The organism is Listeria rocourtiae subsp. hofi, from assembly GCF_963575615.1.
Lineage (GTDB): Bacteria > Bacillota > Bacilli > Lactobacillales > Listeriaceae > Listeria_A > Listeria_A hofi.
Window position 1 is genome coordinate 181,316 of sequence record NZ_CAUYTL010000001.1, and the last position, 16,266, is coordinate 197,581.

The window sequence follows — 16,266 nt, forward strand, 5'->3', positions numbered from 1 at the left end:
CCTTTCAAAATCAGAGCTCCTGAGTGATTTCCACTTTCTGTCCTAATTACTGGTCTCTCACCATCACCAGCTCGCTTTAAAATAGAATCTATTTAGAAGAGTGTACTTATCTCAATTATAGCTTTTCTGCTTCATTTTCTTCTACGAATTCCTCTGGTTCAGCTGATTTCAATTCCGTTGCATCTACTTCATATTCCATCAGCTGCTTCCAATCATCACTCTTAATCAAATCCATTTGCGTCTCTACAAGTAAGCGCAGTCGTTCACGGAAGACCTTAGACTGACGTTTTAAATCCTCAATTTCAATCGCAACTTTACGAGCTTTTGATAGTGAATCACTCAAAATACGATCTGCATCTTTCTCCGCTTCACGCACAATTAACTTCGCTTCTTTATCCGCGTTATCAATCACTTGGTTTGCAGCTTCTTGCGCCACAATTAAGGATTTGTTCAGCGTCTCTTCGATATTGGTGAAATGCCCTAAGCGGTCATCTCTTGAAGATAGTGTCTCTTCTAAGCGTTTCTTTTCTTTAATCAGTTGTTCATAATCTTTAATAATTTGGTCGAGGAACTCGTTCACCTCATCCTCTTCATAACCTCTAAAACCACGGCTAAACTCTTTATTATGTATATCCAGCGGTGATAATGGCATGCTCAACACCTCCATATGGTCAAAACCTAACAAATTCTAGGCTAGCCCTTCTATTATACCATAAAACTTCATTCCTTATATACCTGTTCTTACTATAATAAAATTCTAACATTCTCGCAAGTATTATCTTCTCAAAAGCCAAAATTTTAACGTAAATAACCAATTTCTATCCGCATCTTATCTTTCTTCGTATGTCCATTTATTTCACCCAGCTTCACACGACCGTAACCGCGCGCTGAAATAATATCTAATTCTTCACATTCAAAATCTGGGTTCTCTACGGTTTTCCAATTTACTTTCACTAGCTTCCCTTGAACTAGTTGCTTCGCTTTTTGGCGAGAAATATTGTGCGCGGTTGCCACCACCAAATCCAGGCGTAAACTTGTAATCGTTGTCCCAATGTAATCCCAATCAAGACGCACTGGCAAAGCTTGGTCAAGATTCAGCTCTTCCAACATGATATTGACTTTCCCTATTTTATCAAGTTGCAAACCAATATAATCTTTCATCTCGCTCATCACAAAAAACTGCCAAAGCTCATTTTCTGTTAAGATATCACCAAAAATATCGCGTTTCATACCAAGTGACATTACTGTTCCAAGAATTTTCTGATGCGTTAGTTCCGTAAACTTAACTGGGTACCTAATATCGTACAACGTAATCTGAAAATCAGCATCTGTTGGCTCATAATAATCTGGATAAATAAGTGCACGGCGACGTTCTGCGTGTGCAACCCCACCCCAAAATTTCACCTTCACATGTTCATAACCACCAACAACCGATTCTAAAATAAGACGTTGACGCGGATCAAGAAAATCTGTTAATCGCGGTGTATATTGATCCTCAACCTGTACAATCCATTCTAAGGCCAAATCGATAAAACTATGTTCTTCCGCTCTAAAATGTTGATAAATCCCTTCCATGCTCCCCTTACTCCCTTTAGCAGCAAAATACTTATTCGAAAAGCATTTCGCAATTTAGTCGTACTCCGATAATTCCGTTATAGCAAGCTTCTACGCTTTTCACAGCAATAAATTCCAAAAAATACCGAATAGAGCGCTTCTGGTTCTCAGTCAGCTTCCATTTCGGTATCATCATTTAGATAAATAGTGGCAAGATATAATTATATACTAAGTATTGCAAACCATACGTTGCCATTCTTATCGCAAAAAAGGCGATGATTGGTGACAAATCAAGCACCCCACCAATTGGCGGAATGATTTTCCGGAAAGGTGCCAAAACAGGTTCACAAATTTTCGCTAAAAAGCGACCAAATGTTGTTTCATAGGCTCCCGGGAACCAAGACATTAAAATATAAACAAACAGTACGTACGGGAAATAATCCAGTACTAAAAAAACATAATGTGCAATCTGATATGCTAAAATGTGTTACACCTCATTTACATAAAATCTTGTTCTTCTAACATCTCAGAAATAGCGCCATCTACCTCGACGTTTTCTGGTGTGCAGAGGAAAATATTGTTGCCAATACGTTGAATATCTCCACCTAAAGCATACACAGTTCCACTTAAAAAGTCCACAATTCGGATTGCTTGGTCATGGCTAATACGTTGTAAGTTCACGACCACCGTTTTGTATTCCTTCAAGTAATCCGATAACTCTTGTGCTTCTGCATAAACTCGCGGCTCAACAAGTACCATTTGGCTTGAAAATTGCGCTCCGTTCATACTTACAACCTTATGATCATCGGCCGGTGCTACTTCATTTTGGTTCGTAAAATAGTTCTTCCCAGTTGGTTTTTTCATTTTTTTCTCAGTTGGAACCTCACGAAGTGGCTGTGGTTTTGCCGCAACTGGCTGCTCTTCATAGTACTCTTCGCCTTCTTCCTCATCTAAGAAAAAATATGATTTAAATTTATTCTTTAATCCCATCTGATTTACACCTCCACATTTAGTTTTCCTCTACTAAAGCTCTTCCTACTCTGATAAACGTTGCGCCTTCCTCGATTGCAATCTCAAAATCATTTGTCATTCCCATCGATAATTCGTGACACGGAACATTCGGGATTTTAAGTTTCTCTATCTCTAGTTGCACTGCTTTTAATCCTTGAAAAACGTGATGTAAAGTATGCTCATCATCGGTGTTTGGAGCCATAGTCATCAATCCAACAATTTCAATATGCTGATAATCTTGCTCTTTCACAAATGCAACTGCTTCATCGGCATTAAAACCGTGTTTGCTGTCTTCCTCAGAAATATTGACTTGTAAAAAACAAGCAACCTTCTGTGTCGCACGTTTTTCAATTTCATCTGCCAATGACTTGCGGTCTAATGAATGTAAAAAATGCGTATATGGTAGGATGGCCCTTACTTTTCGTGTTTGTAAAGATCCGATAAAATGCCAAACGATGTCGGGCTTACCCGCAAACGCTTCTACTTTTTCTGTAAAAACATCCGCTCTATTTTCGCCAAAATGACGAATGCCCAAATCGTATAACTTCTCCATTGCAACAACATCCACGGTCTTCGTTACAGCAACCAAATGTATATCTGCTGCATCACGACCTCTTTTTTGCGCCGCTTTAGAAATTCTATCTTCTATTGCTTGTAAGTTTTCATTGTAGCTCATCACATATCACCTGTTTTTCCTACTTTATTGATTTCGACGGTTTCTATTGCGAATAAATGCTGGCACTTCTACATCAAGATTTTGGCGTTGTTCTTCTACTTGAGGCTGCGCTTGTTGTTCTTCTGGTTTTTGCTGTTGCGGAGCGTTTGTATCTTCTTTTACCGCATATCCTGGGCGATTGACTTGAATCGCTGCATTGGGACGACTTTGTGCTTGGGCTTGTTGTTTCGCTTGCGCCGCCTCATCAAAGCCAGTTGCGATGACCGTTACAATAAGCTCTTCTTGCAAATCATCATTGATAACTGAACCAAAAATCATATTTACATCCTCATCAGATGCTGAGGATACAATCTCGGCTGCCTCTTGTACTTCATATAAGCTCAAGTTTGAGCCACCAGTGATATTCATTAGTACACCTTTCGCTCCATCAATAGATGTTTCCAGCAAAGGAGATGAGATTGCTTTTTTTGCAGCATCGGCAGCGCGGTTTTCACCGGTTCCAATCCCGATTCCCATCAATGCCGAACCACGATTTGTCATAATTGTTTTCACATCAGCAAAATCCAAGTTGATTAATCCTGGAACAGCAATTAAGTCAGATATACCCTGAACACCTTGACGTAAAACATTATCAGCTTCACGGAACGCTTCTAACATCGGTGTATTTTTATCAACAATTTGCAATAACCGATCATTTGGAATAACGATAAGCGTGTCTACTGCTTCTTTCATTGCTTCGGTTCCAAGTGCTGCTTGCTTCGTACGTTTTGGACCCTCAAAGCCAAATGGACGTGTAACAACACCTACTGTTAAAGCTCCCATTTCTTTGGCAATCGTTGCGATAACTGGTGCTGCACCAGTTCCAGTTCCACCACCCATACCTGCTGTTACGAAAACCATATCCGCACCTTTTAGCGCTTCTTCAATCATTTCACGACTTTCTTCCGCAGCTTTCTTACCAATTTCAGGAACAGCTCCTGCTCCTAATCCGCGTGTTAATTTCGTACCAATTTGTAAGTGAACCTCTGCTTTGGAAAGATTCAAAGCTTGTGCATCCGTATTTGCTGCGACAAAATCGACACCTTGGACACCATGTTCAATCATTCGGTTGACAGCATTGTTTCCGCCGCCACCGATTCCGATTACTTTAATTGTTGCTAAGCTTTCTGCACTCGTGTCAAAATCTAACATACTATTTGCCTCCTAATTTTACCTTTTTAACGAAAACACTTGCTTCTAATCGAAAAATGCACCAAAAAAATTCTTCATCTTAGTAGAAACTTTCTCTTCTTCTGTTTTCTTTGGCTTTTGTTTTGGTTGAGAATATTGTTCTTCATTTCCCTCTATCACTTCAGGTGGCTCCGTATTTAGGATCCGTCCCTCTTTTTCAGCCATTTGATAGGCATATTTTATCAATCCAACTGCGGTGGTAAAACTTGGTTCACGAACACCAATATAATCTGGAATAGCTAATCTCACATGCGCCTGAAATACTTTTCCAGCAAGGTCGATTGCGCCCGGAATAGCCATCGTGCCACCCGTTAATACATAACCGCCTGGCAAATGAGCTTTACCAACACGTGCGAGCTCTTCCAATGTCAATGTGTAGATTTCTTCCATACGCGCCTCAATAATATCCGCCACTTCTAATTGCGTGAAATGTTGTTGCTGATCACTACCGATAACATCAATGCCAAATGCAATATCAGCAGAAGCATCGTCGTAAAAAGCGTACCCTTGTTCTAACTTCACTTTTTCGGCGTTTGCTGTAGACGTATTTAAACCAAGAGATAAATCTTTCGTCACATGATCTCCACCAACCGGTAAAACGGTCGTATACGTTAATTTCCCATGTTCAAAAACGCTAATCGTTGTTGTTCCAGCACCAATATTAATAAGTGCCGTACCAAATTCTTTATCATCATCTGTTAAAGAAACCGAGCCTTCTGCAAGAGGTTGAAGCACAATATCTGTAATTTCTAGACCTGCACGTTCTACGCAACGTAGCGTATTATGTAGAATCGCTTTTGAGCCTGTAACCAAAGTTCCTTCCATTTCCAAACGAACGCCAATCATTCCTCTTGGGTTAACACCTTCAAAACCATCGACCACATATTGGTCTGGAATCACATTAATAATTTCTCTATTTGGTGCCACGGAAACAACTTGCGCTGAATCAATAACATTCCATACATCATCATCCGTAATTTCACGATTTTCACCGTTGATAGCAACAACACCGCGACATGGTTCTAATCTCACTTGGTTAGAAACAATCCCAACAATAACTTGCGAAATATGCACACCTACCATACGTTCTGCTTGTTCAATGGCTTTTTTTATGGATTCAACGGTTTTATCAATATCAACAATAACGCCTTTTTTTACACCTTGCGACGCGACATTGCCCACACCGATAATATTGAGTCTGTCATTGGCCATTTCCGCAATAATAACTTTTATAGCTGATGTTCCAATGTCTAAGCTTACGTAAATTTCGTTTTCTCCCACTTATCGGCACCTCCTTCAGTTCATAGTCTGTCTTGCTTCTATTTGTCTACTTGCAAAATTCAGTAGTAAGTTTTATTTAGATAGTCATTTTTAATGGTTGGTGTTTGCCTTTTAAGATTTCCCTTTTTAACAAACATTATAGTATTGATACAAGATACACTATTCATACAACACATATCTACAGTCTACACCAAGAAGCATAGTAATAAAAGCACAAAGAATATTTTTTAACAGTTTTTTAGCTTTTTTTTCAATTCGGTGCTAAAAGCGGAACATGCATTCTCATAGCATGTCCGAATTGTGTAGTAAATCATACGCTTTTGTTAGTCGGACAATCAATTTTTCTTTTGTAATGCAGCGTTCTCTTCTTTGTCTTTTAAGTACGTTCGAAAATAAGAACCTATTTCTAAATCAATGATTCCCTTTTGATTATCTTTTAGCTGGGCAACGATAGATGGATAGTGGATCATTTTTTCGGCAAAAGTTGAAATGGTGGCAGAGACTTCATTACCATCGTTCATATATAGCCTAATATGCTCGTCATCGCTTTTTGTTGGCGCAGAATGAACCTCTGAGATGGATAATAGGACACCTTCTGGGAGTTGATTTAACTGTGCCACCATATCTTTTAAAACTTGTCCATTTTTGAACCCGCTAAAAATAGGGTTATTACCAATTGGGAACTGCTTCGGTTGTGTCGTCAGTAGTTTACCGGTTTCTAGAATATCAAAGTACTGACCGTTCTTCTCTTGATATCCAATTGTTTTATTTTCTGTGATATGGACGCGCAATGAGTTGAGTCCTTGTAGTTCAATCGTTGCTTTTTTAATTAGCGGATTTTTTTCTAGTAACTTACTGCTTTTTGACTTATTAATACCAAAAACAAAATCATCTAAATTCAAATTCCCCTCGTTCAAAATCGTTTGTTCATCTACTTGATGGTTACCATCGACATAAATACGCTGGACTTTACTGAGTGGTGACAGAAAGTAAAGCGTAATTAAAATGAGAAGAAGGAAGATACTAATCAGGATTGACATATGGCGAATTAGTTTCTTTTTACGGTATTTTTTTAGCTCTGGAATTCTGCTTTCGATAGAAACAATTTTTCTATTATTCGCCATGAGCTCGTCCTCCTTGTCTGTTTTTAGTTCTGGATAATGTCATAAATAGCATCCACAAGCTTATCTGCTGCATCAGGGACACCGAGTTGCTTGGCCTCGTATTGCATTTTTGCCAGTTTTTCAGGACTTTCCATGATGTTATCGATTTCGTCAAGCAAACGTCCTGGTGTTAGATCAGCCTCTGTGATAACAGATGCCGCCGCTTTATTCGCTAATGATTCAGCGTTTTTAGCTTGGTGGTTTGCCGTAACGTATGGACTTGGAATTAAGATACTAGGTACCCCGAGCGCTGTCAATTCTGCAAGTGATGTCGCACCGGCTCTTGATACGACTAAGGTACTGGCGTTAAGTACTTTTGGCATGTCGTAGATGAATGGTTGTACGCTAATATTTTTATTTAATTCCATACTCGTTAGCTTGGCTTTGATTTTTTCAAAATGGGCATCACCTGTGACGTACAGCAACTGATAACTCCGCTTACCAATTTTGGCTAGGCTTGCTTCAACAGCTTCATTAATCCCTCTTGCGCCACGACTTCCACCGAAAACAAGAACAGTTGGCTGATTTTCTTCCAAGCCGTACTCGTTCAAAACAGCTCCCGATTCGATTTCCACTACTTCTGATGCTCGCGGATTTCCTGTAAAAACTACTTTCTCAGCGGCAAAGGAGTCACTTACTTCCTCGAAACAAATCGCTACACGATCGGCATAACGGCTTAGAAATTTGTTCGTTAGACCGGCTACACTATTTTGTTCATGGATAAGCGTTGGGATTTTAAGTTTTGCTGCTGCATAGACAACAGGACCGCAAACATATCCACCTGTTCCGATGACCGCATCTGGTTTGAAATCACGAATTAGAGCTTTGCTCCGCGCCACTCCTTTGAAGAAACGCGTTACAGTCTTGACATTTTCAAAAGAGAGTGCGCGTTTAAAGCCGGTGATTTCGATAGCTTCAAACGCAATCCCTTCACGCCTTACAATAGTTGATTCTAAGCCCTTTTCCGTTCCAATGTAGAGGAATTCTGCATTTGGATTTCGTTTTTTTATTGCTCGGATTAGCGCGAGAGCTGGATAAATATGGCCGCCTGTTCCGCCACCACTTATAACAAATCTCATTTTTCCACCTCATCTGGTAATTCTTCGATTGCATCCATAAAAGCACGCCCACGAACTTCAAATGTCCGATATTGATCCCAGCTCGCGCATGCTGGTGATAGTAAAATGACATCGCCAGGACTCGATAATTCGTAAGCAAGTGGCACGGCAGCAGTGACATCATGGACCTGATGCACATCAACACCAGCTTCTTTACCAACACGTCCAACTTTTTCAGCGGTTTCACCAAATACAATTAATGTCTTTACGTTTTTGAAAAATGGCTTTAATTCATCAAACTCGATACCACGATCCAAACCGCCTGCTAGAAGTACAACTGGCTGATTAAAACCACTCAGTGCGCTTTGTGTAGCCAAGATATTCGTTGCTTTCGAATCATTGTAGAATTTGCGACTATTTAACTCCTTAACAAATTGTGTCCGGTGCTCTACACCCTTGAACGTTTCTAGAACGTGCATAATTTGCTCGTTGCTGACATCACAGATTTTTGCAACAGCGATGGAAGCTAGAATGTTTTCAAGGTTATGCTCGCCTGGAAGCAGGATGTCATCACGCTTACCAATTAGTTCATCGTAAAACATGATATTGCCATCTTTGATATATGCGCCTTCACCTAATTTTTGTGTCGGTGAGAATGGGATGACTTTTGCTTTCGTGCGCTTCGTCATGTTGCGTAATTCATCTTGATCCCAGTTGATCACTAAAAATTCGTTTTTCGTTTGATTTTCTTGAATGCGCCACTTGGCTTTTACGTATTCTTCCCGAGTTTTATGGTAATCGATATGTGCCTCATAAATGTTCGTAATCACCGCAATTCTAGGACAGAAAGTGCGAATTCCCATCAGTTGGAACGAAGAAAGCTCCATAGCAATGTATTGATCCGCTGTCGCTTTTTCAGCAACCTCTGAGCCTGGAAAGCCGATATTCCCTGCTAATAATGATTGATTCGGTGTCATTTCATTTAGCATATGATGGACGATAGTTGTCGTTGTTGTTTTTCCGTTTGTTCCTGTAATACCAATGATTGGTGCATCTGATATTTGATAAGCTAACTCGACCTCGGTAATAATCGGAATCATTAAATCCTGCGCTTTTTTAATCATTGGATTGTCATATGGAATTCCTGGATTTTTGACAACAAGCTCGAACCCTTCATCCAAAAGTTCCACTGGATGCGAACCACAAATAACTTTAATGCCTTGTTCGAGCAAACCTTGCGCTTCTGGATTCTCACTAAACGGTTTTTGATCATTCACCGTTACAAAGGCGCCAAGTTTATGAAGAAGAGATGCCGCACTAACACCACTTCTTGCTAAGCCCAGTACAAGTACTTTGCGATGCTTATATTGAATAATGTTTTTCATAATTTACTCCCCCATTTTCAGCTCTTTCCCATTTTTAAAGGACGATGAACAGTGCAATAATTGCACAAATCAGCCCCGCACCCCAGAAAGTGAAAACGATACGCCATTCTGACCAGCCGATATCGACATGTTCAAAGTGATGGTGAATCGGACTCATTTTGAATAACCGTTTTCCGTTTGTTACTTTAAAGTAGAAGACTTGGATGATTACAGATGACGTTTCAATAACGAAAACTAACCCGATTAAAAGTAGCATCCACTCTTGCTCTAGCAAAATCGAAATCGCGGCAATCGCGCCACCGAGTGCTAATGAACCTGTATCTCCCATAAAAATTTTTGCTGGATTTTTGTTGAAAAGTAAGAATCCTAGCATCGCTCCAACAATTGCAAAACAAAACATCGCGATAATGCCCTCGTTTTGGAAAATCGCAATAATCCCAAATGCTCCGAATGCAATAACAGAAAGTCCAGAAACCAAACCATCTAAGCCATCCGTCAAGTTCACCGCATTGGAAAAGCCAACAAGCCAGAAAATAATAAAAATCAGGAAAAACCAGCCTAAGTTGACTTCTATTGATGTGAAAGGAATCGTTAATGTGTCAGGATATCCGTTCCAGTGATAAATGCAGTAAAACAAGATAGAAATAGCAACTTGTCCCAAAAACTTTTGTTTCGAACGTAATCCTAAGTTCTGTTTTTTTACTACTTTTATGTAGTCATCCAAAAACCCTAAGGCACCGAATAGAACGAGTGGAATAAGTAACAGCAAAGTTTCTACTCCAAACCAACCACCAATCAGCGTCATAATGACAAAACTGATAATCATTGCAGGGAGGAATACGAGACCTCCCATCGTCGGTGTTCCTGATTTCTTTTGATGGCTTTGCGGACCTTCCTCACGAATACTTTGACCAAATTTTAACTTTTGTAGAAACGGGATAAATAGTGGTACCCCGATGACGGTAATAATGAAAGCCATCGCAAATGTTGTAACAATCCAGTATAATGACACGCTTTTTCGCTCCAATCTATTTTGTATCTTTCGCTATCGTAAAATTCTATAATATTTTTGCTAAAATGGCTTCGCGTGCTTCTTTGCGATCATCAAAATCATGCACTACATCACCAATAATTTGGTAAGTTTCATGCCCTTTACCAGCAATTAAAATAACATCTTCTGGGTTCGCGTGTTGTACTGCAAAACGAATCGCATCATGCCGCTGTTCTTTCACCGTGTATGTTGCATTTGGCACGCCAGCTAGCATGTCTTCAATAATCTGCATCGGCACTTCCGTTCGCGGATTATCTGATGTAAAAATCGGATCAGTCGCGTACTTCACAGCAATCTGCGCCATTTGCGGACGTTTACCTTTATCCCGATCCCCGCCACAGCCAACAACAACAAAAATGCGCCCTGTAGCAAACTCAGCTACCGTTTTCAGTACATTTTCCAATCCGTCCGGTGTATGTGCGTAATCGACAATGACTGGGAATTGTTGTCCTGCGTCTACCAGCTCAAAGCGCCCCGCTACACCTTCGACTTTTTCGAGGGAAGAAATAATCTCGGGAATCATAGCTGGTGCTTCATCCGTTGCATACACCGTGGCAATTGCTGCGAGCGCATTGTATACATTAAATTTCCCAATCAATTTCAACTGGACATCAAAAACCTCATCTTGAAAATGCAGTTCAAATCTTGTCCCCTTACTACTAATCCGAATATCACTTGCTTGAAAAGTCGCAACTTCGTCAATACCATAGGTCAACAAACTGGCACCTGTTGCCTCGATCATCATTTTTGCATGCGGGTCATCTCCATTGATAACAGCCGTTTTCGCAGTCTCACCATAACCATTACCAAGTTGAGCAAACAACAAACTTTTCGCATGCGCATATTCTGCCATCGTCTTATGATAGTCCAAATGGTCTTGTGATAAATTAGTGAATACCGCCACATCATACTCTGAACCATAAGCCCGACCTTGCACAAGCGCATGTGAAGATACTTCCATGATCGCTGTCGTCACTTTCTTATCACGCATTTGTCGGAACGTCTTTTGCAAAGTTAAACTATCCGGTGTAGTATTCTTCGTTTCCATAATTTCCGAACCAATTTTGCGATACATTGTACCAATCAAGCCCGTCGTTACCGCATGATCTGCCAATATGAATTCTACTAAATGGCTCACTGTTGTTTTTCCATTTGTTCCTGTTATTCCAATTAAATTCATTTCTGTAGTGGGATAGCCATAAAAAGCCGCAGCAAGCATCGCCATCGCCCGTTTTCCGTCCTGCACCAAAATTATTGGAATTGTAACATCCTCTAGCATGCGCTCTGCTACAATCGCTACCGCGCCAAGCTCTTGTGCCTTTTTTGCATACGTATGCCCGTCTACAACTTCCCCGTCGATACAAACAAACAATGTCCCCACCGTCACTTGCCTGCTATCCTGATCGATGCTTTTCACTTCTGTATGTAGCGTATCTTCCTGGCTCTGTACCAACCTGCTATAAGGAATTGCCTGTATCAACTTCTCTAATTCCATTTCGAACTTCCCTTCCATCTCACCATTTCCAAAACCAACGCAAAAAATGATATCGCGACCTCTAAAAAAACGAGTGCATATCAGCGCGCATAACGATGACAAATCTTCTACTCTATATTAGCAAAAACAGCGGTGAAATACTAGTCTTTTAAAAATGTTCTCCTTGCTATCAAAAGGCAGACACACGACGCTTACCGTTAACAAACAAGTGTGCACCTACCTCCTTATTTTACTAATTTAATAAAGCATTTAGTCCGGCCGCTTCCTGCACTGTTGTATCCGCCGAATCTTCTTTATCACTTTCCACTTTCGGTACCTTATTGAAATTCGGAATCTTATCAGGCGTTGTAAGATTAATCATCACTTTCGACTTGTCATTAATGACCGAGCCGGCAGAAAGACTCTGCTTCAACACATAGCCATTTCCCGTTACCGTAAAAGGAATGCCTGTAATTTCCGAAACTTTGAGCACATCATTCTTCGCCCAATCTCTCATATCCGGAATCGTCATATCGCCTTCTGTCATCAAAATAACACGTTGCCCTTCTAAAATTTTCTCCCCTGTTTGTGGCAGCTGCTGTACAATTTTCTTACCGTTCCCAATCACAACCGGAATCAATTTCTGTGCTTCCAACTCTTTTTTCGCAACATCTGGTGTTTTACCAGTCATAGAAGGCATCGAAATAGCTTTTAATTCCGATGTATCTGCTGACTTAATGTTCAAATACTGCAAGCTATTTTTCATTACTGGATTAAAAATTTCTGATACCGCTTTGCCACCCGTCTCTGTACCCGTTAGTTGTGGCTGTTGCATCGTCACGTACATCACAAGCTCTGGATCTTTTGCCGGCGCCATACCCATGAAAGAGAAAATATAATTGTCATTCCCAGTCATATAACCGCCGCCATTCGGGTTTGGAATTTGTGATGTCCCTGTTTTCCCAGCAATATCATACCCATCAATCGCATACAATTTCCCAGTACCAACTTTACCAGTTATAACATTCCGTAATTCTTCGCGCGTCTGTTTCGCCGTCTCTGCGCTAATCGGTTTCCCGGTCGTTACTGTCTTTGTTTCCGTTACTTTCCCAGTATTCGGATCTACAACCTTTGACACAACATACGGTTGCTTCATCGTACCATCACTTGCAATCGCCGTCGCTCCTTGAAGCATTTGCATCATCGTCACTGTTGTCCCCTGACCAAAAACAGTCGTCACCTGCTCGATTCTCCGATCAAACAAAATTTTCCCAGTTGCTTCATTCGGAAGGTCGATTCCAGTTTTTGCACCAAAGCCAAAGTTTTGCAAGTATGTTTTAAATTTATCCGGTCCCATACCAGCAAGCAGTTTTGCAAATGCAACGTTACTCGATCGCTCCACACCTTCACGATACGTAATAGAACCCCAACCAGCACCACCATTATGATCATGAATCGGGATGTTACCAACGTTATACGTCCCCGATTGGTAGTACGCATTCGGATGATACACGCCCATATCAATTGCTGAGGCAAGCGAGAATACCTTCATAACCGAACCCGGCTCATACGTAATCTCTACCGGTAAATTGGCCCATTGATTCGTTAGACCCTCCTTAGTCGTCGGATTAAACGTGTCTCGCTGACTCATCGCCAAAATTTCACCTGTTTTAGGATTCATCACAACCGCCATCATATTTTTCGGATTATATTTTGCATCCACCGTATTTAACGTGTCCTCTAAAAACGTTTGAATCTTCTTATCCAACGTCAAGTAAATGTCTTTCCCATCTTGCGCTTCTTTTACCGTGCTTTTCGCATTTGGCAAAATGTAACCGTACTTATCTGTATCATAGTTAATCGAGCCGTTTTTTCCGGTCAAAATATCATTATACGCCTTCTCAATCCCCATCTTACCAATTAATTTAGAAATGCCATCTTTACCAGTTTCCTGTTGCGCATAGCCAATCAAATGGGACGCAAAGACACCATTTGGATAAAACCGCTCCGCCTGCTTCGTAAATACTAAACCAGGTAATTTTGCAGCTTCAATCTTGTCCTTTACTTCCGCCGACAGATTTTTACCTGCTTTTCCAAACTCGACTTGGAAGACATCTTTCTTTTTCAATTTCTTCAAAATATCGGCTTCTTTTAATGGTAGATACTTCGCCAAGAGCTTAGCCGTTTCTTCTTTTTCCACCACGTGATGCGGATTTTTCGGATCTACCGTTTGCTTCGGATCAAGTACTGCCGCCAATGTATAAGAAGCAGTGTCCTTCGCAATCACTTCGCCCTTTTGATCTAAAATAGAGCCGCGATTTGCTTCAATGACACTGCTTCGTAAATGCTGTTTAGCTGCTTTGGCCGCAAGCGGAACTCCGTTAACCTCGCCAACGACTTGCATGTAGAAGAAGCGTCCGATAACCGACAGAAAAATAAGTCCAAAGATGATAAAAAGAACCAGAGCGCCTCTTCGCATATTTCCTACTCGCTTTTTCATTTACCTTCCACTACCTTCACATTATCTGGATCTAGTTTCAATCCCAATTCTTTCGCTTTTTGCCAAACACGTTCATAACGACTAAGATCCGCCACTTCTGCCGACAAATCCTCATTCGCCTTCACCTGCTTATCCACTTCTGCCTGTTTTTCTTGAATACCTTGGTTCACACTATAGACTTGCGCTTGTACGTGAATAATCTTAAACGCAAATACTGCAATAACGATAATAAAAACAGACGCAATCAACTTTTCGCCCAATGTTATTTTTCCACGCTTTAAAATTTGTTTTTTAGGCTGTGGTTGCGGTGTCTCTCTATGTACACGTTTCGGTTCCACATTCGTTTTGTAGGCTACATTATTACTCAATCTACTTCAACTCCTACTTCCTAAATATTCCGTTCTACCACTCTCAGTTTTGCTGATCGTGCACGATTATTTTCTGCTAGTTCTTCCTCAGATGGGAGAATCGGTTTTTTCGTCACTACTTTCATTTTCGGTTTATACTCATCTGGAATAATCGGTAACCCCGGTGGCAGCTCTGGACCTTTCGATTCCTCTGCAAAAATTTGTTTTGTAATTCTATCTTCTAATGAATGGAATGTAATGACACTGATTCGTCCGCTAGGTTTCAGCAAGTCCATCGCCTCTTTCAGCGAGTCCTCAACCGCGCCTAGCTCATCATTCACCGCAATGCGAATCGCTTGGAAAATCCGCTTTGCCGGATGTCCACCTTTTCGCCTCGCCGGTGCTGGAATCGCCGCTTTAATCGCATCCACTAGTTCTCCAGTCGTGTCAATCGGTGCTATTTCACGCCGACGCTCAATCTCACGCGCCACTTGCTTCGAAAATTTTTCCTCGCCATAACGGAAAAAAATACGCACAAGATCTTCGTAGCGCCATTCATTTACAACGTCATGTGCCGTAAGTTCTGCCTCCTGATCCATTCGCATATCTAGTGGTGCATCTTGATGATAACTAAAGCCACGTTCTCGTTCATCTAGTTGTGGTGACGAAACACCTAAATCATACAAAATTCCATCCACTTCTGTAATTCCTACTTCTAACAATGCTTCCTTAATATATCTAAAGTTGCTTTTAATAAATGTTACTCTTCCCGCGTAATCCTGCAACCGCTCTTTGGCGTGAGCCAGCGCTTTGTTATCTTGATCAAATGCGAATAAATGCCCTTCTTCTGAGAGCTGACTCAACAAATATTCACTGTGCCCTGCACCGCCAAGTGTACAATCTACATACACTCCATCCGGCTTTATATTCAAGCTATCAACTGTTTCCTTCAACAATACCGTCTCATGTTGGAACATCTTTATGCCCCTCCTCTTTTTAAATATCAAAGCCAATCATATTTTCGGCAATATCTGAGAATGATTCTTGCGCCTCATCAAAGAAGTTATCCCATTCCGATTTGCTCCAAATTTCAATACGACTTGCGACCCCGACAATCACCGTCTCCTTCTCAAGTTCAGCGTAGCTCGTCAAGTTGGATGGAATATTAATCCGTCCTTGCTTATCAAGCTCACATTCTGAAGCCCCGGAAAAGAAAAAACGGGTAAAAGAACGAGCATCTTTTTTAGTCAGTGGGAGTGTCTGAATCTTCTCTTCTACTTTCGTCCACTCATCAATCGAATAAACAAAGAGACATTTATCAAGCCCTCGAGTAATGACAAAATGATCCCCTAATTGTTCACGGAATTTAGATGGCACGATTAAGCGGCCCTTTATATCAATGTTATGTTGATATTCGCCCATGAACATAGTCCATCCCCACTTTCTTATACACAACTTTACCACAACTCCCCACTTCGTACCACCAAAAACTGAAAAAAAGCAAAAAAAAGAAGCCAGTAATAAAATCCAGCTCCT

The 16,266-nt window shown here is 40.8% G+C and carries 16 protein-coding genes and 1 other annotated feature (1 of these 17 running past the window's edge); all 16 genes read right to left on the reverse strand.

The features are described 5' to 3' along the window. Positions 1 to 128, reverse strand: a binding site (T-box leader); it reaches 115 nt to the left of the window's first position. Next, complete coding sequence (locus R8925_RS00910) at positions 116 to 652, reverse strand: DivIVA domain-containing protein (RefSeq protein ID WP_430534056.1); 537 nt, start codon at positions 650 to 652, stop codon at positions 116 to 118. It overlaps the preceding feature by 13 nt. Positions 653 to 798: 146 nt before the next feature. Beyond that, positions 799 to 1,575 carry a YlmH family RNA-binding protein gene (locus R8925_RS00915; protein WP_430534057.1) on the reverse strand — a complete coding sequence of 259 codons (777 nt, stop codon included), beginning with the start codon at positions 1,573 to 1,575 and terminating at the stop codon, positions 799 to 801. Between the two features lie 175 nt (positions 1,576 to 1,750). Next, positions 1,751 to 2,038, reverse strand: coding sequence for a YggT family protein (locus tag R8925_RS00920; RefSeq protein WP_133619700.1), 288 nt, complete (start codon positions 2,036 to 2,038; stop codon positions 1,751 to 1,753). A 14-nt stretch (positions 2,039 to 2,052) separates the two neighbouring features. Further along, positions 2,053 to 2,544, reverse strand: a complete 492-nt coding sequence (locus R8925_RS00925; RefSeq protein WP_430534058.1) for a cell division protein SepF — start codon at positions 2,542 to 2,544, stop codon at positions 2,053 to 2,055. A gap of 19 nt (positions 2,545 to 2,563) precedes the next feature. Beyond that, entirely contained in the window at positions 2,564 to 3,241 is a 678-nt protein-coding gene (locus R8925_RS00930; protein ID WP_430534059.1) for a YggS family pyridoxal phosphate-dependent enzyme, read from the reverse strand. A 24-nt stretch (positions 3,242 to 3,265) separates the two neighbouring features. Beyond that, positions 3,266 to 4,432: a cell division protein FtsZ gene (gene ftsZ, locus R8925_RS00935; RefSeq protein ID WP_430534060.1), complete on the reverse strand. Its 1,167-nt coding sequence runs from the start codon at positions 4,430 to 4,432 to the stop codon at positions 3,266 to 3,268. 45 nt (positions 4,433 to 4,477) lie between these two features. Next, entirely contained in the window at positions 4,478 to 5,752 is a 1,275-nt protein-coding gene (ftsA, locus tag R8925_RS00940) for a cell division protein FtsA (RefSeq protein WP_430534061.1), read from the reverse strand. Positions 5,753 to 6,087: 335 nt separating this feature from the next. Beyond that, on the reverse strand, positions 6,088 to 6,876 hold the full coding sequence (locus R8925_RS00945; protein WP_430534062.1) for a cell division protein FtsQ/DivIB: 789 nt from the start codon (positions 6,874 to 6,876) through the stop codon (positions 6,088 to 6,090). A 23-nt stretch (positions 6,877 to 6,899) separates the two neighbouring features. Next, a complete protein-coding gene (gene murG, locus R8925_RS00950) occupies positions 6,900 to 7,994 on the reverse strand; it encodes an undecaprenyldiphospho-muramoylpentapeptide beta-N-acetylglucosaminyltransferase (RefSeq protein WP_430534063.1) in 1,095 nt (364 codons plus the stop codon). Further along, positions 7,991 to 9,358, reverse strand: a complete 1,368-nt coding sequence (gene murD / locus R8925_RS00955; protein WP_430534064.1) for a UDP-N-acetylmuramoyl-L-alanine--D-glutamate ligase — start codon at positions 9,356 to 9,358, stop codon at positions 7,991 to 7,993. Before murD ends, murG begins: the two co-directional genes overlap by 4 nt. Before the next feature lie 34 nt (positions 9,359 to 9,392). After that, entirely contained in the window at positions 9,393 to 10,370 is a 978-nt protein-coding gene (gene mraY / locus R8925_RS00960; RefSeq protein ID WP_430534065.1) for a phospho-N-acetylmuramoyl-pentapeptide-transferase, read from the reverse strand. A gap of 46 nt (positions 10,371 to 10,416) precedes the next feature. Beyond that, entirely contained in the window at positions 10,417 to 11,904 is a 1,488-nt protein-coding gene (locus R8925_RS00965) for a UDP-N-acetylmuramoyl-L-alanyl-D-glutamate--2,6-diaminopimelate ligase (RefSeq protein WP_430534066.1), read from the reverse strand. A 232-nt stretch (positions 11,905 to 12,136) separates the two neighbouring features. Continuing rightward, a complete protein-coding gene (locus R8925_RS00970; RefSeq protein ID WP_430534067.1) occupies positions 12,137 to 14,383 on the reverse strand; it encodes a penicillin-binding protein in 2,247 nt (748 codons plus the stop codon). Continuing rightward, positions 14,380 to 14,751: a cell division protein FtsL gene (gene ftsL, locus R8925_RS00975; protein ID WP_430534068.1), complete on the reverse strand. Its 372-nt coding sequence runs from the start codon at positions 14,749 to 14,751 to the stop codon at positions 14,380 to 14,382. The genes R8925_RS00970 and ftsL overlap by 4 nt, the downstream gene beginning before the upstream one ends. Positions 14,752 to 14,771: 20 nt before the next feature. Continuing rightward, the gene (gene rsmH, locus R8925_RS00980) at positions 14,772 to 15,707 is read right to left on the reverse strand and encodes a 16S rRNA (cytosine(1402)-N(4))-methyltransferase RsmH (RefSeq protein ID WP_430534069.1); all 936 of its coding nucleotides are present in this window, start codon (positions 15,705 to 15,707) and stop codon (positions 14,772 to 14,774) included. Positions 15,708 to 15,726: 19 nt separating this feature from the next. Next, a complete protein-coding gene (gene mraZ / locus R8925_RS00985; RefSeq protein WP_430534070.1) occupies positions 15,727 to 16,158 on the reverse strand; it encodes a division/cell wall cluster transcriptional repressor MraZ in 432 nt (143 codons plus the stop codon). Positions 16,159 to 16,266 lie beyond the last annotated feature (108 nt).

What these genes read in the sequence shown, in the direction of transcription:
- R8925_RS00910 (WP_430534056.1), bottom strand. Translation starts at nt 652, where the DNA reads ATGCCATTATCACCGCTGGATATACATAATAAAGAGTTTAGCCGTGGT.
- R8925_RS00915 (WP_430534057.1), bottom strand. Translation starts at nt 1,575, where the DNA reads ATGGAAGGGATTTATCAACATTTTAGAGCGGAAGAACATAGTTTTATC.
- R8925_RS00925 (WP_430534058.1), bottom strand. Translation starts at nt 2,544, where the DNA reads ATGGGATTAAAGAATAAATTTAAATCATATTTTTTCTTAGATGAGGAA.
- R8925_RS00930 (WP_430534059.1), bottom strand. Translation starts at nt 3,241, where the DNA reads ATGAGCTACAATGAAAACTTACAAGCAATAGAAGATAGAATTTCTAAA.
- ftsZ (WP_430534060.1), bottom strand. Translation starts at nt 4,432, where the DNA reads ATGTTAGATTTTGACACGAGTGCAGAAAGCTTAGCAACAATTAAAGTA.
- R8925_RS00945 (WP_430534062.1), bottom strand. Translation starts at nt 6,876, where the DNA reads ATGGCGAATAATAGAAAAATTGTTTCTATCGAAAGCAGAATTCCAGAG.
- murG (WP_430534063.1), bottom strand. Translation starts at nt 7,994, where the DNA reads ATGAGATTTGTTATAAGTGGTGGCGGAACAGGCGGCCATATTTATCCA.
- murD (WP_430534064.1), bottom strand. Translation starts at nt 9,358, where the DNA reads ATGAAAAACATTATTCAATATAAGCATCGCAAAGTACTTGTACTGGGC.
- R8925_RS00965 (WP_430534066.1), bottom strand. Translation starts at nt 11,904, where the DNA reads ATGGAATTAGAGAAGTTGATACAGGCAATTCCTTATAGCAGGTTGGTA.
- R8925_RS00970 (WP_430534067.1), bottom strand. Translation starts at nt 14,383, where the DNA reads ATGAAAAAGCGAGTAGGAAATATGCGAAGAGGCGCTCTGGTTCTTTTT.
- rsmH (WP_430534069.1), bottom strand. Translation starts at nt 15,707, where the DNA reads ATGTTCCAACATGAGACGGTATTGTTGAAGGAAACAGTTGATAGCTTG.
- mraZ (WP_430534070.1), bottom strand. Translation starts at nt 16,158, where the DNA reads ATGTTCATGGGCGAATATCAACATAACATTGATATAAAGGGCCGCTTA.